13 protein-coding genes are annotated in these 13,700 nt (G+C 65.7%); 6 read left to right on the top strand and 7 right to left on the bottom strand.

The features are described 5' to 3' along the window. The first annotated feature begins 200 nt into the window (after positions 1 to 200). Positions 201 to 974 carry a hypothetical protein gene (locus MUN46_RS08055; protein ID WP_243377138.1) on the top strand — a complete coding sequence of 258 codons (774 nt, stop codon included), beginning with the start codon at positions 201 to 203 and terminating at the stop codon, positions 972 to 974. Between the two features lie 51 nt (positions 975 to 1,025). Here MUN46_RS08055 and MUN46_RS08050 read toward each other — a convergent pair whose 3' ends face one another. The 3 genes from MUN46_RS08050 to MUN46_RS08040 form a co-directional block, all read right to left on the bottom strand. Next, the gene (locus tag MUN46_RS08050) at positions 1,026 to 1,916 is read right to left on the bottom strand and encodes a DMT family transporter (protein ID WP_243377139.1); all 891 of its coding nucleotides are present in this window, start codon (positions 1,914 to 1,916) and stop codon (positions 1,026 to 1,028) included. A 160-nt stretch (positions 1,917 to 2,076) separates the two neighbouring features. Continuing rightward, a complete protein-coding gene (locus tag MUN46_RS08045; RefSeq protein WP_285230590.1) occupies positions 2,077 to 2,811 on the bottom strand; it encodes a Crp/Fnr family transcriptional regulator in 735 nt (244 codons plus the stop codon). An 89-nt stretch (positions 2,812 to 2,900) separates the two neighbouring features. Then, the gene (locus MUN46_RS08040; RefSeq protein ID WP_243377141.1) at positions 2,901 to 4,304 is read right to left on the bottom strand and encodes a flavocytochrome c; all 1,404 of its coding nucleotides are present in this window, start codon (positions 4,302 to 4,304) and stop codon (positions 2,901 to 2,903) included. A gap of 335 nt (positions 4,305 to 4,639) precedes the next feature. Between MUN46_RS08040 and MUN46_RS08035 the strand changes: the two genes are divergently transcribed. Beyond that, positions 4,640 to 5,224: a DJ-1/PfpI family protein gene (locus MUN46_RS08035; RefSeq protein WP_243377142.1), complete on the top strand. Its 585-nt coding sequence runs from the start codon at positions 4,640 to 4,642 to the stop codon at positions 5,222 to 5,224. 20 nt (positions 5,225 to 5,244) lie between these two features. Here the strand turns inward: MUN46_RS08035 and MUN46_RS08030 are convergent, their stop codons facing one another. Beyond that, positions 5,245 to 5,841: a BspA family leucine-rich repeat surface protein gene (locus MUN46_RS08030; RefSeq protein WP_243377143.1), complete on the bottom strand. Its 597-nt coding sequence runs from the start codon at positions 5,839 to 5,841 to the stop codon at positions 5,245 to 5,247. 6 nt (positions 5,842 to 5,847) lie between these two features. Then, positions 5,848 to 6,555: a 7-cyano-7-deazaguanine synthase QueC gene (gene queC, locus MUN46_RS08025; RefSeq protein ID WP_243377144.1), complete on the bottom strand. Its 708-nt coding sequence runs from the start codon at positions 6,553 to 6,555 to the stop codon at positions 5,848 to 5,850. 270 nt (positions 6,556 to 6,825) lie between these two features. Between queC and MUN46_RS08020 the strand changes: the two genes are divergently transcribed. Then, a complete protein-coding gene (locus tag MUN46_RS08020) occupies positions 6,826 to 7,923 on the top strand; it encodes an amidohydrolase (protein WP_243377145.1) in 1,098 nt (365 codons plus the stop codon). 108 nt (positions 7,924 to 8,031) lie between these two features. Here the strand turns inward: MUN46_RS08020 and MUN46_RS08015 are convergent, their stop codons facing one another. After that, entirely contained in the window at positions 8,032 to 9,312 is a 1,281-nt protein-coding gene (locus tag MUN46_RS08015; RefSeq protein ID WP_243377146.1) for a M20/M25/M40 family metallo-hydrolase, read from the bottom strand. 437 nt (positions 9,313 to 9,749) lie between these two features. On the opposite strand from MUN46_RS08015, the gene MUN46_RS08010 reads away from it, so the two are divergent. The 3 genes from MUN46_RS08010 (at position 9,750) to MUN46_RS08000 (ending at position 13,090) form a co-directional block, all read left to right on the top strand. Then, positions 9,750 to 11,180, top strand: a complete 1,431-nt coding sequence (locus MUN46_RS08010; protein WP_243377147.1) for a DASS family sodium-coupled anion symporter — start codon at positions 9,750 to 9,752, stop codon at positions 11,178 to 11,180. 159 nt (positions 11,181 to 11,339) lie between these two features. Next, positions 11,340 to 12,077: a GntR family transcriptional regulator gene (locus MUN46_RS08005; RefSeq protein ID WP_243377148.1), complete on the top strand. Its 738-nt coding sequence runs from the start codon at positions 11,340 to 11,342 to the stop codon at positions 12,075 to 12,077. Between the two features lie 32 nt (positions 12,078 to 12,109). Then, positions 12,110 to 13,090, top strand: a complete 981-nt coding sequence (locus tag MUN46_RS08000) for a LysR family transcriptional regulator (protein ID WP_243377149.1) — start codon at positions 12,110 to 12,112, stop codon at positions 13,088 to 13,090. A 140-nt stretch (positions 13,091 to 13,230) separates the two neighbouring features. Here the strand turns inward: MUN46_RS08000 and MUN46_RS07995 are convergent, their stop codons facing one another. Beyond that, a complete protein-coding gene (locus MUN46_RS07995) occupies positions 13,231 to 13,635 on the bottom strand; it encodes a cytochrome c3 family protein (RefSeq protein WP_243377150.1) in 405 nt (134 codons plus the stop codon). Positions 13,636 to 13,700 lie beyond the last annotated feature (65 nt).

Below are 13,700 nucleotides of genomic sequence, written 5' to 3'. Positions count from 1 at the left end.
TATATAGTTTAAATCAGATTTGAACTTACTGTTCTTTACATAAGTGAAAACTTATTAAAAAGAGCGCTCGGTTTCCTTCTTTCGGATGATCTTTCCCCTTGCGGCCGGAATGCGAATTAAACTCATAGCCCTGAAGGCGGGGCAGCTGCGGGCTGTCCGCCCCCTGAAGCTTTACGCCACTGCGAGATGAGGAGCCGCGTATGAAATGGAGTCGACTGGCCGTTGCCGCCGCTGCGGCGGCAGTTTCCGCCGCCATGCTGTCAGCCTGCGGGGATGACCCGGTGAAGACCGTGAAGGACGGGACCCTGGAGGAGTTTTCAAAGACGGTGAAGGTAGGGCAGGCGCTCGACGGCTACGGCGGCTGCGAGGACAAGACGAAGAAGTGGAGCACGGCGGGCGAAGGCGCCGCGAAGACCGTGCGCTTTACCTGCACCCTCAAGGGCACGGAGGACTTCTACGCACCCTACCGCGGAGACCTCGCGCTCGCGCAGGCGGGGCTCGCGCTGATGCAGTCGCTTTCCGAGGCCTTCGGGCCTCTTTTCGGCGACGGGGGCGAGGCCGCTGACGCGGACGCCGAAATGCGGTTCATCGCGGCCGCCGCCCAGGTGACCCGCAACGACATCACGGTCGATTTCAGCATCGACTCCTCGGATCCGAAGCGCTTCACGCTCTCTTCCTTCAAGACGGAGTTCTACTGGGGGAAGGATCACGCCTCGGCCGAAAACGATCCGAAGACGCTCTCGGTCGTCTATGCGAACGAGCCCTACCTGAACGCCGTAGTGCAGGACCGCAGGGGATTCCTCGACGTCCTGCTCAAGCTCTACGGCTCGGCGCGTTCATCGAAGGGCCGCGGGGACGCTCCAGCCGTTCAGATGCCGACGCCCGGAGCGGCAGGCCAGGGCTCTGCCCCGGCCTCCGGGAAGTCCGCGGCGTCGGACGATGAGCCGGGCCCCAGCGCCTACGCGAAGTTCTGAGGGCTGTGTCCGGGTGCTGTCCGCCTTAGGGGTGCGCCCCTGAGGCGGGGCTTACTTTTTCTTCAGCGCGAGCAGGCACACGTTCGCGAGCACGAGCGCGATGCCCGCAGCCTCCCAGCGCCCCAGCACCTGGCCCAGCAGCAGGATGGAGAAGACAAAGGCCGACAGGGGCTCCAGGCAGTTGATGAGCCCGAGCAGCACGGGCGAGATGTACTTGAGGCTCGTGAGGTAGCTCCAGAAGGCGATGATGGTGCCGAAAACCACGATGAAGGCGAAGGCGAGCGCTTCGGTCGCGCCCCAGTGCAGCTGCACGTTCCAGGGGTGGTCGACGAGGCTGGCCGCAATGCTCCCGAAGAAGATGCCCCAGCTCACGACCGGCTTCACGCCGATTCGGCGGATCACATCCCGGGGCTGCATCGAGTAAAACGCCCCGAAAACCGCACAGACCACGCCCCAGAGGATGGCAAGGGGCGAGAACTGCAGCCGCGAGAAGTCTCCGTCGGTCACGATGAGCGCGACGCCCGAGACCGCGAGCAGAAAGCACACGGCCTCCGTCACGGAAATGGGCCTTCGCTCGGAGAAGGCGAGCCAGAGCGCGCAGATGAGCGGGACGGTCGCGATGAAGATCGCGCCGGTGCCGGCGTTCGAATAGCTGATCGCGAGAAAGAAGCTGTAGTGCGAGAGAAAGATGAGCAGGCCGCTTAAGGCGACGTCGAAAAGATCCCTGCGGTTGGAAAAGAGCGCGAAGGCCTTCCTGCCGTCAAGCAGGATGTAGAGCCCCACCATCAGGATGCCCGCCGCGAGCTGCCGCAGCGTGACGAGATCGAGCGCGGACATGCCGTTTCTCTGAAGCAGGAACTGGACGGCCACGCCCATCGCGCCCCAGCAGATGCCGGCAAAGACCGCGAGCGCGAGTCCGCGGGTAAAGTTTCGGTTCAGCATGGGAAAGCTACCAAGGCAGGGATGGCGGCGGCAAAAAAGTGTGCTGGCGGCTCTCCCCGGCCGAGACTGCGCAGTATAGAACATTCCGCCGCGGCAAAGAGCCGGGGGCGCCGGGCGGAAAATCTCTGAGGGCGTCGCTGCCGCGGCGGAGCCGTCTGGCTCAGGCGGACTCATTGCCCGAAGGCCCCGCCGCTGCGGCCCCGAGGAGCCGGCGGTCGTAGAGGCGGGCTCCGGGCGAGCCCCCGATGAGGCCTCCGCGGGCCCACTGCGAGAGCACGCGGCTCAGCACCGGGCGGCTGCTGTGCACGAGCCGGGCGAGCTCGGTCACCGTGACCTGTCGCGGCAGGGGGCGCGGCTCGCGGTCAAGGGGCTGCCCCAGGGCGGTGAAGATCGTTCCGATCATGAGCGCGAGCCGCGAGGGGAGATCGAGCGTGCCGTTGATGAGCAGCCCCTCGATCTTGCTGTCGTCGTGCCTGAGAAAGGCCCGCAGCGCGAGCTCCAGCAGATCCGGGCTATCGGCGAGCTCCCGGTTGAACTGCGCCGAGTCAAGCGCGAGCGCCCGCACCGGCAGCAGCGCCCGGGCCTCAAGCGGCTTGATCCTGAAGGCCTCCTTCAGGGATTTCTCGGCTCCGAGGATGGTGCCCGGCGGGAAAAGCGCGATCAGAAGCGGCGCTCCCTCGGGACTTCTCGCGTAGGTGCCCACCAGCCCTCGCTCGATGAGGTAGGCGCGGGGCTGCTCGCCGAAATTGAAGACGTGCCTTGCTCGGAAGGCGCACGGGCGGCCGCTGCGGGTAAAGAGCGCGGCCACCGGCCCGGGGTCGCGCGGGATGAGCCAGGGGCTGCTCGAATAGACGTGCTGCATGGACGCTCTCGGTTTGAGGGAGGTTGCGTCCATGTTAAGGCAAAAAAAGGGGGAGGCGGAACAAGGCCTCCCCCCTGGGGTGCGGAGATCATCCCGGACTGAAAGGGCCGGGCGTGCCGCTCTTATTTCCCGACGTACTTCGCCGCGTTCACGCCGGCGATGCGCCCGAAGGTCACGATGTCGGCCACGGCGTTGCCGCCGATGCGGTTGCCGCCGTGCACGCCGCCCGTCACCTCACCGGCCGCGAAAAGCCCGGGGATCGGCTTGCCGGTCGCCTTGGAGATCACCTCGGTCTTCGGGTCGATCGTGACGCCGCCCATCGTGTGGTGGATGCCCGGGGTCACTTCGGCCACATAGTAGGGGGCCTGGTCCATGCGGATCACCATCTCGGGACGCCCGAAGAGGTCGTCCTTCTTCTGGTCGTAGGCCTTCCAGTACTGCTCGAAGCTCGCCTTCACCACGGCCGGGTCGGCCTTGATGAGCTTCGCGACGTCATCGATCGTGTCGCAGCGGGTCATCAGCTTCTCGGAGACGTAGCTGCGCAGCATCTTGTTCTTCTTGTAGATCGAGTTGTCGACGATGAGGTAGGCGACGCCGCCGGGCTGCTTCAGCTCGTTGGCGGACACGACGTCGCGGGTGAGCAGCTCGTTGGTGAAGCGCTTGCCGTTCTTGTTGAGCAGGAACCCGCCGCGGGCGCGCATCGACTCGGAGATGAGCGCGCCGTTTCTCTTGATCACGGTCGGGTGGATCTGGATCTGATCAATGTCGGTGAGCGAGGCCCCCACCTTCTCGGCGAGCACAATGCCGTCGCCGGTCGCGCCCGGATGGTTCGTCGTGGAGAAGCCCTTGAGCTCAGGGCGGTACTTGGTCACCATGGCCTGGTTCGCGCCGAAGCCGCCGGTGGCGAGGATCACCGCCTTCGCGTCGATCGTCTTCATGCCCTCGGGCGTCTTCACCTTGACGCCGGCCACCTTCCCGTCCTTCATGACGATGTCGGTCACCTGGTTGAGGTTGCGCATGTCGATCTTGTCCTTGGCGGCTCGCTCGCCCAGCACGCGCATGAGCTCAATGCCCACCGGGGAGCCGTCGCACGGTCCGTGGCCGCGGGCCTTCGACTGGCCGCCGCCGCGCCCCATCCTGTGGCAGAACTTCGCGCCGAGCGACAGCAGCCACTCCTCGGCTCCGGCAGCGTTTTCGGTAAGCGTGCGCAGCAGCGCCGGGTTGTTGAGGTTGTGGCCGCCCTTCATCGTGTCCTTGTAGAAGATCTCGGGCGAGTCGTCGGTCACGCCGTCGGCGATCTGCTGCTTGGTGCCCGCGGCGTTCATGCCGCCTTCCGAGCGGTTGGAATTGCCGCCGAAGTAGGCCATCTTCTCAAGCACGATCACCTTCGCGCCAGCTTCCGTGGCCATGATGGCCGAGGACAGGCCGGCTCCGCCCGAGCCGATCACGACGATGTCGGTCGATTCCGCGAAGGCGGGAGCGGCCATCATGAGCGCAAGCGCGCTCGCAAGCAGGGACTTCTTCATTGTTTTCTCCTTTGGGTTTTGAGGCGGCGTGCGGCCCGCTCACAGGGGGCCCGCCGGTCACAAGGGGAAATTATTCCCGCGGGTTAGCCGAAAATCTGTAACCTGGGTTACGGGATTTGAAAATTATTCGAAAATTTTCCCCGTCTTAAGAGAAAAAGGAGAAGGGGCCGGCGCCCCTTTGGCCGCCGGCGTCCGCAGGCCGCGGCTGCTCTTCGGAAAGACCCGCCCGGCGCGGCTTTTCTAAGTTGTTTCTTTTTTCATTGCATCGTCACGGCAATGCTAAACTCGGCCCGGACAGCCCGCCTTTTCGGGGACTTTTTTCGGAGGGTTTCCTTATGGACTTCAATATCCTTCTGTTCGACGGCTTTCAGACGCTGGACGCCTTCGGGCCCGTCGATGTCCTCGCCCGGGTTCCCGGCGCGGCCCTCCGGTACTGCTCCCTGAAGGGCGGCGAGGTCGCAAGCGCGCAGGGCTGCCGCATCGGGACGGTCTCCACGCGCGAAATCAACCGCAGCGGCGTTCTGCTCCTTCCGGGTGGCATGGGCACGCGCCCCCTCTCGGAAGACAAGGCGTTCTTCGCCGAGCTTCGGGCTCTGGGCGAAGAGGCCGGCTGGGTCCTCTCGGTGTGCACCGGGGCGGTGCTCCTTGCCCGCACGGGGCTGCTTGACGGGCGGCGCGCGACCTCCAACAAGTATTCGTTTGACTGGGTGCTCGGCTTCAAGGGGCCGCTGTGGCAGCCGAAGGCGCGCTGGTGCGTGGACGGCAAGTTCTACACGGCCTCGGGGGTCGCGGCCGGGATCGACATGGCCCTGGGCTTTGTCTCCGACCGCCTGGGAGCCGGGGCGGCCGACTCGATCGCGCGGCGCATCGAGTACGTGAGGAACGCGGATCCGGAGGACGACCCGTTCGCGGTCCTCTGAGGCTGCTTCTTTATATTCTTTCAGCGGCCTGCGGCGTGAAGCAGCGTCGAGCATTCCGGCAGCGCCGCCCTGAAGGCGGCCACGAGGCCTTCCGGAACCTGGATGTCGTAGAGCACGGGGCAGGTCCCAAGCCCCAGGTCGCACCCCGCGCAGAGCCGCAGGAAGCTGCCTGAGAGCTTGAGCCGCCGCAGCGACCGGCACCCTCGGAACATGCGCCCGAGCCCTCCCTCGGAGACCGAGGAGAGATCCCAGCCCGAGCAGTCGAGGCTCGTGAGGCTCGCGCAGCCTTCGAACAGCCCGATCATGTTTTCAACCCGCGAGGTGTCCCAGCCTGAGACATTGAGGGCCCGCAGCCTGCGGCAGCCCTTGAACATCTCGCCCATGTTGTTCACGCGGGAGGTGTCCCAGCGCGATACGTCGAGCCGGCGCAGGCTCTGGCAGCCCCGGAACATGAGCAGCATGTCGGTCGCGTTCGAGGTGTCCCAGCGCGAGACGTCGACGGAGTTGAGCCGCCTGCAGTCGCAGAACAGCCCGCTCATGTCTGAAAAGCGCCGCGTGTCGAGGCCCGAGGCGGCAATGCTCGCCCAGCGCCGTCTCCGTGCGAAGAAATTGTTCATGGGACCTCAGATGCCGCGCGAGGCCGCGTATTCTTCCCAGCCCTTTTCCCTCAGCCTGCAGGCCGGGCAGCGGCCGCAGCCGTAGCCCCAGGGGTGCAGGTGCTCGTGGTCGCCCTCGTAGCAGGTGTGCGTTTCGGTCCGGATGAAGTCGACGAGCGCCTTTCCGCCCGTTTCCTCGGCCAGCTCCCAGGTCTCTTTTTTCGTGCGGTGCATGAGCGGCGCAACCAGCCGGAAGTCGGCCTGCATGCCGAGGTTGAGCGCCTTCTCGAGCGCCTCGAGCGTCTCCTCCCTGCAGTCCGGGTAGCCGCTGTAGTCGGCCTCGCCCACTCCGGTGATGATGTCGCGCGCGCCCGCCTTCCACGCGAGGGCTGCGGCATAGGTGAGGAAGACGAGGTTGCGGCCCGGCACGAAGGTGTTGGGCAGCTGCGTCCTTTCGTCAAAGGCGATCGGCACCTTCGGGTCGGTGAGCGAGCAGGCGGCGATCTCCCCGAAGCTCTTCATGTCCACGAGCAGGTCGGGGCCGAGCGAGCGGGTGCCGACGACGGACTCGATCGAGCGCAGGATGCGGCTGCGGCACTGCAGCTCCACCCCGTGCCGCTGGCCGTACTGGAAGCCAATGGTGTAGACGGTGCTGTAGCTTTTGAGCGCGAGGGCGAGGCAGGTGGTGGAGTCCTGACCGCCCGAGAGAACGACAACGCAGGATCGGCTGTTCATCGGGGTTCCTTTTCCATTGATACAGGCTGCAGAGTTTAAACCGGCCCGAGGCTGCCATGAGGACGGAGGGCAGCTCTGGTCTGTGTATATCAGCATGCAGATAAGAGCATGCGCCTATGCGCCTGCTTCGACCCGGGAGGACATTGAGGGGGAGCGGGCGGAGGGCGCGCGATTTTACAGGGCCCCGTGAAGCGCTTAGGATTGACCCCGCTCCTGCGCCCCGGGGCCGGCCGGTCCGGCTCCGCGGCGCGATTCAGACAGAGGAAAAAGATGCCAGAAATTTACAATTCGACTCAGCTTCGCCGCGAGCTTCACGGCCTGGCTGAACTCGGGCTTGATGTGAAGAACACCGCGGCTTTCGTGCTGCAGAAGCTGCGCGCCCTGGGCATTGAAGCCGATTACGTGCCGGGGACCTGCGGGGTGCTCGGCGTGATCCGCGGCAGCGAGCCCGGCGAGGTCGTGCTGATCCGCTCCGACATGGACGCGCTTCCTTTCAAGAACCCCGACGGCAGCGTGACCGCCGTCCACGCCTGCGGGCATGACGGCCACATGGGGATGCTGCTTGAGGCCGCCTCGAGGCTGGTCGGGAAAATCCGCCGCGGCACGCTGAAGATTCTCTTCCAGCCCGCCGAGGAAACCATGCAGGGAGCGCTCCTCATGGTGGAGAAGGGCGTGCTTGACGACGTCGACATCGCGGTGGGCGCCCATATCCGCCCGCTGCAGGACCTCAAGCCCGGCACGCTCTGCGCGGCCGTCATGTACAGCGGCTTTGCCTTCCCGATCGTCACCGTCCACGGCAAGCCCGCGCACGGCTCCCGCCCCCAGCTCGGCGTGAACGCGATCGACGGGGCGAACGCCATCATCACCGCGGTGAACTCGATCCACATGACCCCGGACGTGCACTGGACGATCAAGCCCACCCAGATCAAGGCCGACGGCGCGATGAACATCATTCCGCCCGTGTGCACGATGCGCTTTGACATCCGCGCGAAGAGCAACCAGGTGATGACCGGGCTGCTCGACAAGTTCAAGCAGGCCGTGAAGGGCGGCGCGGAGGCCGTGGGCTGCACCGCCGACATCGAGATGGGGAAGGTGGGGCCCGCCCCGGATTACGACCCCGAGATCACCCGTGAGCTCGCCGACTGCATCAACGAGGTCGCCCCCGGGCGCCTCGCGCCGAACTGCGGGGGCGGCGGCGAGGACTTCAATTTCTACAAGACCGCGATGCCGAAGCTGCGCACGGGCTTCTTCGGAGTGGGCGTGGGCGCGGCCCCCGGGCTGCACAACCGCGACATGCACTTTGACGACACGCAGCTGCCCGTGGGGGCCGCGGTGTTCACCGCCTTCGTGCTGAAGCACCTGGGCTGAGCCCTGCTGCTGCCGGCAGAATCTTCTGCCGGAACGAAAAACGGGCCGCTTCCCCTTAAAAAGGGAAGCGGCCCGCGTCTTTCCGCCTTCAGCTAACGGCGGGCGGGATCAGCCGCGCACCGGCAGTAGCGGCTTCGTGAGGCCCTTCACGCCCGCGAGCAGCAGCGCGGTGAAGCCCGCGAGCTGCGGCGACAGCCACGGCCTGTCGTGCTGCCACCACTCGTTGAGCGCATGGTTGTTGCCTTCCTTGCCGCCCACGCCAAGCGTGGTGGCCGGAATGCCCAGCGAGAGCGGGATGTTGTGGTCGGTCGAGGCCGAGGTGTACTTCTCCAGCTTGATGCCGAGCGCCTGCTGGCCCGCGCGGGCCGCAAGGATCACCGGACTCATGTCGTCGCCCGGGCCGGCCGGACGGTCGCCGATCTGCTTCTTCGAGAGCTTAAGCACCATGTCGCCCGAGGCGTTCACGCGGCGGTTTTCTTCTTCGAGCGCTTCGTCGAAGGCGGCGAGAACCGTCTTTTCAAGCTCGAGCAGGTGGCCGTTGTCGCCCGAGCGCAGGTCGAGCTGCGCCTCGCAGTGCGCGGCGATCGCGTTCACGGTCGAGCCGCCCTTGATCACGCCGAGATTGAAGGTGGTCTTCGGATCCTTGGGCGGGTTGAGGTCGGCGAACTTCGCGATCGCGCGGCCCATCGCGTGGATCGCCGAGGGGGCGATCCCGAACTTGTGGAAGGAGTGTCCGCCAGGGCCGTCGTAGGAGATGAGCCAGCGGTGGGATCCGGTCGCGCCGGCGAGAATGCGGCCGACGTTCGCGGCGTCAAGGCCGATGAAGCCGTCGACGTGGACCTTCTTCACATAGTGCATGTACTTCTGGCCGCGCAGGTCCCCGTTGCCTTCTTCGCCCACGCTCGCGGTGAAGAGCAGGTCGCCCTCGGTCTCGATCCCACTCGCCTCGAGGCAGCGCAGGAGGCTCAGCATCGAGGCAAGCCCCCGGGTGTCGTCCGAAATGCCAGGCGCGCGCAGGATGTCGCCCTCGCGCTTGACGGTGACGTCGGTGCCTTCCGGGAATACCGTGTCCTGATGGGCTGCGATCTGCACCACGGGCCCGCGGCCGCTGCCTTTTCTGCGGCCCACGACATTGCCCTCTTCGTCCATGTAGGCGTCCTTCAGCCCGTACTGCCGGAAGAGACCGAGCAGATATTCGCCGCGCTTCTTCTCCTTGAAGGGCGGGGCGGGAATCTCGCAGATCTTGATCTGCTCTTCCATGGTGCGCTCGTCGTCTGCGCGTATCGCTTCGAGAAGCGCCTGCACGCCCGCGTCCGACTTGAGCTTGTCGGTTGCTGCGACAAACTCCTCAGGCAGCGCCGGCAGCTTGTCAATCTCGGTTATAGGCATCTTTTCTCCTTTTCGTAACAGGGGAGGGCGGCCCGCCGCAGTTTTACGAAGGGGGCCGGGCCTCCTTTTAAAGCACCCCCGAATATTACCCCGGGAGGCGCCAGAGGAGTAAGCCTTTTGGTGAAAGGCCGGCCCCGCCCCTCTTTTTTGAATATGTCCGGCTGCGGCCGGGGCGAGGCCGCGGACCGGAGCCCCGCCCGGCGGCCTTTTCCGTCTTATGTCCGGTCTTTTGACGGACGGACATAAGGGATTGATGAAATTTTCCCTCTCAAAAACAGGGGGTAAGGACGCACGGCCTCCCCGCCTCAGACGGGTTGGGTCAGGACAAAAGAAGAGAGTTTTTGTACGGACATTAAAAGCAGGGCAGATTGCCTTCAGAGCCCCGCGCGCCGGTACCGGACAGGGGGCCTCCCGCAAGTCCTTTAAGAGAAGACAAAATGACAACTGCAGCTTCCTCTCCCGCCAGAAAGCCAGAGTACTGGCGCTGGATCGTGCCCGTCGCGGTCGGCCTCGCGATCTGGTTCCTGCCTCCGCCCTCCGGGCTTGACCCGAAGGCGATTCACATGCTGGGCCTTTTCGTGGGCACGATCGTGGGGATCCTCTGCGCACCGCTGCCCTCGGGCGCGATCATGATGATCGCGCTCGCCCTGTCGTATTTCTCCGGCACGCTCACCCTGGGGCAGGCGCTCTCGGGCCTGTCCTCCGGCACGGTCTGGATGATCTTCTCGGCCTACGTGCTCTCGCTGGGCTTCGTGCAGTCCGGGCTCGGGCGGCGCATCGCCTACCTGATGCTCTCGAAATTCGGGGGCTCGACCACCGGCATCGCCTACTCGCTGGGGGTCGCCGATCTCCTGATGGCCCCGGCGATGCCTTCGGTCACGGCCCGCTCGGGCGGCATCATCCTGCCGGTGGCGAAGTCGATCCTCTCGGTCATGGGCTCGGGGCCCGGGCCCACGGGACGAAAGATCGGCGACTATCTCATCATGACCTGCTTCCAGTTCACGCCGATCACCGGCGCGCTCTTTCTCACCGGCATGGCGGCCAACCCCCTTTGCGCGAAGCTCGCCCATGACGCCCTGGGCATCGACATCAGCTGGGGGATGTGGCTCTGGGCCGCGCTGCTGCCCGCGCTCATCTGCTTTGCGATCCTTCCGCACGTCACGCGGCTGCTGCTGCGCCCCACGCTCAACAAGACCCCTGAGGCGAAGCAGCTCGGCCGCGACAAGCTCTCCGAGCTCGGGCCGATGACCAGGCAGGAGAAGCTCGTGGGAATCGGCTTTGTCATTGCGCTGATCGGCTGGGCGACCACGATGGTGACCGGCTACAACGCCAACGCGATCGGCCTGGGCGTGGTGGCCTACCTCCTCATCGTGGGCGCCATCGCCTGGAAGGACGTCCTCGCCGAGAAGGCGGCCTGGGACACCGTGATCTGGTTCGGCGTGATCATCTCGCTTGCCGGCGGCCTCACGAAGCTCGGGTTCATCAAGTGGATGTCGGCCTCGGTGGCCGCGCAGCTGGTCGGCGCGGACTGGCTTGCTGCCTTCGTCATTCTGGGCTTTGCCTACATTTATCTCCACTATATCTTCGCCACGGCCTCGGGCCACGTGGCCGCCATGTACGTGCCGTTCTGCGCCGTTGCGATCGGCTGCGGCGCGCCCGCGCTCATGGTCGCGGTCTGCTTCGGCATCTTCTCGAACTTCATGTGGGGCATCACGGAGTACGCGGGCGGCCCCGGCCCGATTTACTTCGGCCAGGGCTATTTCGAGCGCCCCCGCTTCTACAGGATCAATTTCCTCATCGTGACGCTCAATGTCCTGCTCGTCTTCGTCACGGGCCTGGGCTGGTGGAAGGTGATCGGCCTGTACTAGGCGGGCTTCGGAGCGCCGTGGGCGGAGAGCCACCGGTGCTTTAGAATTGAACCGGACGGGCCGGGCGGCCCGTCCGGTTTGGCGCCGGAAGCTGGCCACCGCGAGGGCGGGGGCGCAGCGCCGGGGATGCACGCTCCGACTGAGTTTCAGGTTCTCAAAATGGCGAAAAAGGAACTGCTTTGGGTTCAACTTGCGCGGGACATCGCTCACAGCATTGCCGTCGGCCGCTATCCGGTGGGCAGCTTCCTTCCGAAAGAGCTTGACATCTGCAGAGAGCGGGGGCTCTCGCGCCATACGGTGCGCGCCGCCCTCGACCAGCTTCAGCGCTCCGGCATCATCGAGCGCACGCCGCACGTGGGCACCCGGGTGATCTCCCAGGGAGCGAGCCGGGGCTTTGCCTACCACCTGTCCTCCTTCAGGGACATCGACAAGCTGAGCAACACCCACAGCCGCGAAATCTGCCAGGCCCGGCGCATCATCGTGAACCGGGAGCTTGCCGCGCATACGGGGGCGGAGATCGGCTCGCGCTGGATCAGGCTCACCAACATCCGCCACGGCGCGAAGGCCGACGAACCGCCCATTGTCTGCACGCAGGTCTACATCCCGGAGAAGTGGGAGGACATTCTCGCCGTGGCGCAGCGCGAGCCCAACACCCTGGTCGCGGCTCTGATCAACCGCCTGCACGGCGTCGTCTGCAAGGAGGTGAAGCAGGACATTTCCGCCGTTGAGATGCCGGCCGAGCAGGCGATGTGGCTGCGCTGTCCCGCGGGCTGTCCCGCGCTGAGGATCCGCCGCCTCTATCTCGATGAGATGGGCAGGCCCCTGGAGATTTCCGTTTCCTGGCATCCGGGCGACCGCTACAGCTTCTCGCTCAATTTCAACCAGAACGAGCTCTGACGGGCCGCTTCCTTTCTGCAGGCTGGACGCCGATGAAGGTTCTGCGAAGCACTGACAGCTGGAGGGCGCTCCTCGAAATCGGGCGCCAGGGCTCGGCCGGCGCCGCGGCCGGGCGGCTGGGGCTTGATCCCAGCGCACTTTCCAGGATGATCCGGCAGATGGAAAAGGAACTGGGCTTTGAGCTGCTCGACCGCAGCCGAAAGCCCGCGGTGCTCTCCGCCCGCGCGAGGCTTCTTCTTCCCTACGCCCGCGAGTTCCTCCGCGCCGGGGAGCAGCTCCTTCAGGCAGCCCGCAGCGAAGGGCGCTCCGGCGGGGAGTGCTCCCGGAGGCTTCGCATCAGCATCCCGACCAACGCGGGCAGGACGGTCTTCTACAGCTTTCTCATGCGCTTTGAGGACACGCACCCGGGGCTGAGGCTTGAGATCTGCGCCGACGTCGGCAGCCAGGGGCTGCTCGAGGGGCGGGCCGACCTCGCCTTTCTCGGCTATACGCCGCAGGATGCGGCGCTCGCCGCGCTGCCCGCGGCTCCGAGCGTGACGATGCTGCTCGCCTCCCGCGGCTATGTCGCCGGGCACGGCGCCCCCGCCCGGATCGAGGAGCTTTCGGACAGAACCGTGCTGCTGCGCAGCTCCTCCAACCCGTCCTTTTCGACGCGTCTCGAAAAAGGGCCGAAGACTTACTACCTTGCCCCCGGCCAGGACTGCCGTCAGGGAGACGCCGTCTTCTGCCGGGAAGCGCTTCTCGCGGGCCGCGGGATCGCCGTGGACGTGGCGCTCGGCATGGTCGAGGAGGAGCTCTCCCGGGGCGAGGTAGTGCCGGTGCTGCCCGGCTGGCACCGCGAGCCCTGGAGAAACTGCATCGCGTTCCGGGCCGCGGACGCCGCCGATCCCCTGTTCGGGGAGCTCGCCAGGCTTCTGCGCCAGGTCTGCGACGAGGCCGAGACGGGCCTGTGGCAGCACTGGTACCGGCATTTCGGCATCCCGGTGTCCGACGTGAGGCTGCCCCCGCGCTGAAGGCCCCGCGCGCGTCCGGCCGCTTCAGCGCCAGTCTTTTTTACAGGGAAAAGAAAAAGCCCTTTCAGAGCTTCGCTCCGAAAGGACCTTTCCATGCCATGAATCCGGGCTTTCCCTTTGGGACGCGCCCGGGCGGCTCCTCACGGCACCTTGTAGACGTAGCTGTGGCACTGGGCGCAGTAGTTGACGCCCGCCTTGTGCCCCTTGTGGCACTCCGTGCAGGGCAGGGCGCCGTCGTGCTGGTTGTGGGGGTTGGGCTGGCCCGAGTCCTTGTACTTGGCTTCGGTCCTGGCCGCCACTTTCTGATAATCGCCGTGGCAGGTCGCGCACACGCCGTAGTCCGATTTCTCGGCCTTGAGCTTTCCGCCCTGTGCCGACACGTGGCAGGCGTCGCACTTCATCCCCCGTGCGACATGCCGGTCAGCCAGAAATTTCCCCGATGCCGGAGCGTCAGCGGCAAAGGCCTGGGCGCAGGGTGCAGAGGCTAGAAACAGGGCCAGAGCGGCGGCGGCAGCCACCCGCTGAACAGTTGGAAAACGTGACATGGGGTCTTTCTCCTTATTGAAACAGCAGACAGCCGAAAACGGGAGATCTCCCGTTTCCGGCCGTT

Origin of the sequence: Mesosutterella faecium, from assembly GCF_022809315.2 — a bacterium.
Lineage (GTDB): Bacteria > Pseudomonadota > Gammaproteobacteria > Burkholderiales > Burkholderiaceae_F > Mesosutterella > Mesosutterella faecium.
The sequence above is the reverse complement of the archived record's forward strand: the minus strand, read 5'-3'. Positions and strand labels throughout refer to the sequence as shown.

Bases quoted from the DNA above. Each gene is read 5' to 3' on its own strand.
- MUN46_RS08055 (WP_243377138.1), top strand. From the start codon at position 201: ATGAAATGGAGTCGACTGGCCGTTGCCGCCGCTGCGGCGGCAGTTTCC.
- MUN46_RS08050 (WP_243377139.1), bottom strand. From the start codon at position 1,916: ATGCTGAACCGAAACTTTACCCGCGGACTCGCGCTCGCGGTCTTTGCC.
- MUN46_RS08045 (WP_285230590.1), bottom strand. From the start codon at position 2,811: ATGGACGCAACCTCCCTCAAACCGAGAGCGTCCATGCAGCACGTCTAT.
- MUN46_RS08040 (WP_243377141.1), bottom strand. From the start codon at position 4,304: ATGAAGAAGTCCCTGCTTGCGAGCGCGCTTGCGCTCATGATGGCCGCT.
- MUN46_RS08035 (WP_243377142.1), top strand. From the start codon at position 4,640: ATGGACTTCAATATCCTTCTGTTCGACGGCTTTCAGACGCTGGACGCC.
- MUN46_RS08030 (WP_243377143.1), bottom strand. From the start codon at position 5,841: ATGAACAATTTCTTCGCACGGAGACGGCGCTGGGCGAGCATTGCCGCC.
- queC (WP_243377144.1), bottom strand. From the start codon at position 6,555: ATGAACAGCCGATCCTGCGTTGTCGTTCTCTCGGGCGGTCAGGACTCC.
- MUN46_RS08020 (WP_243377145.1), top strand. From the start codon at position 6,826: ATGCCAGAAATTTACAATTCGACTCAGCTTCGCCGCGAGCTTCACGGC.
- MUN46_RS08015 (WP_243377146.1), bottom strand. From the start codon at position 9,312: ATGCCTATAACCGAGATTGACAAGCTGCCGGCGCTGCCTGAGGAGTTT.
- MUN46_RS08010 (WP_243377147.1), top strand. From the start codon at position 9,750: ATGACAACTGCAGCTTCCTCTCCCGCCAGAAAGCCAGAGTACTGGCGC.
- MUN46_RS08005 (WP_243377148.1), top strand. From the start codon at position 11,340: ATGGCGAAAAAGGAACTGCTTTGGGTTCAACTTGCGCGGGACATCGCT.
- MUN46_RS08000 (WP_243377149.1), top strand. From the start codon at position 12,110: ATGAAGGTTCTGCGAAGCACTGACAGCTGGAGGGCGCTCCTCGAAATC.
- MUN46_RS07995 (WP_243377150.1), bottom strand. From the start codon at position 13,635: ATGTCACGTTTTCCAACTGTTCAGCGGGTGGCTGCCGCCGCCGCTCTG.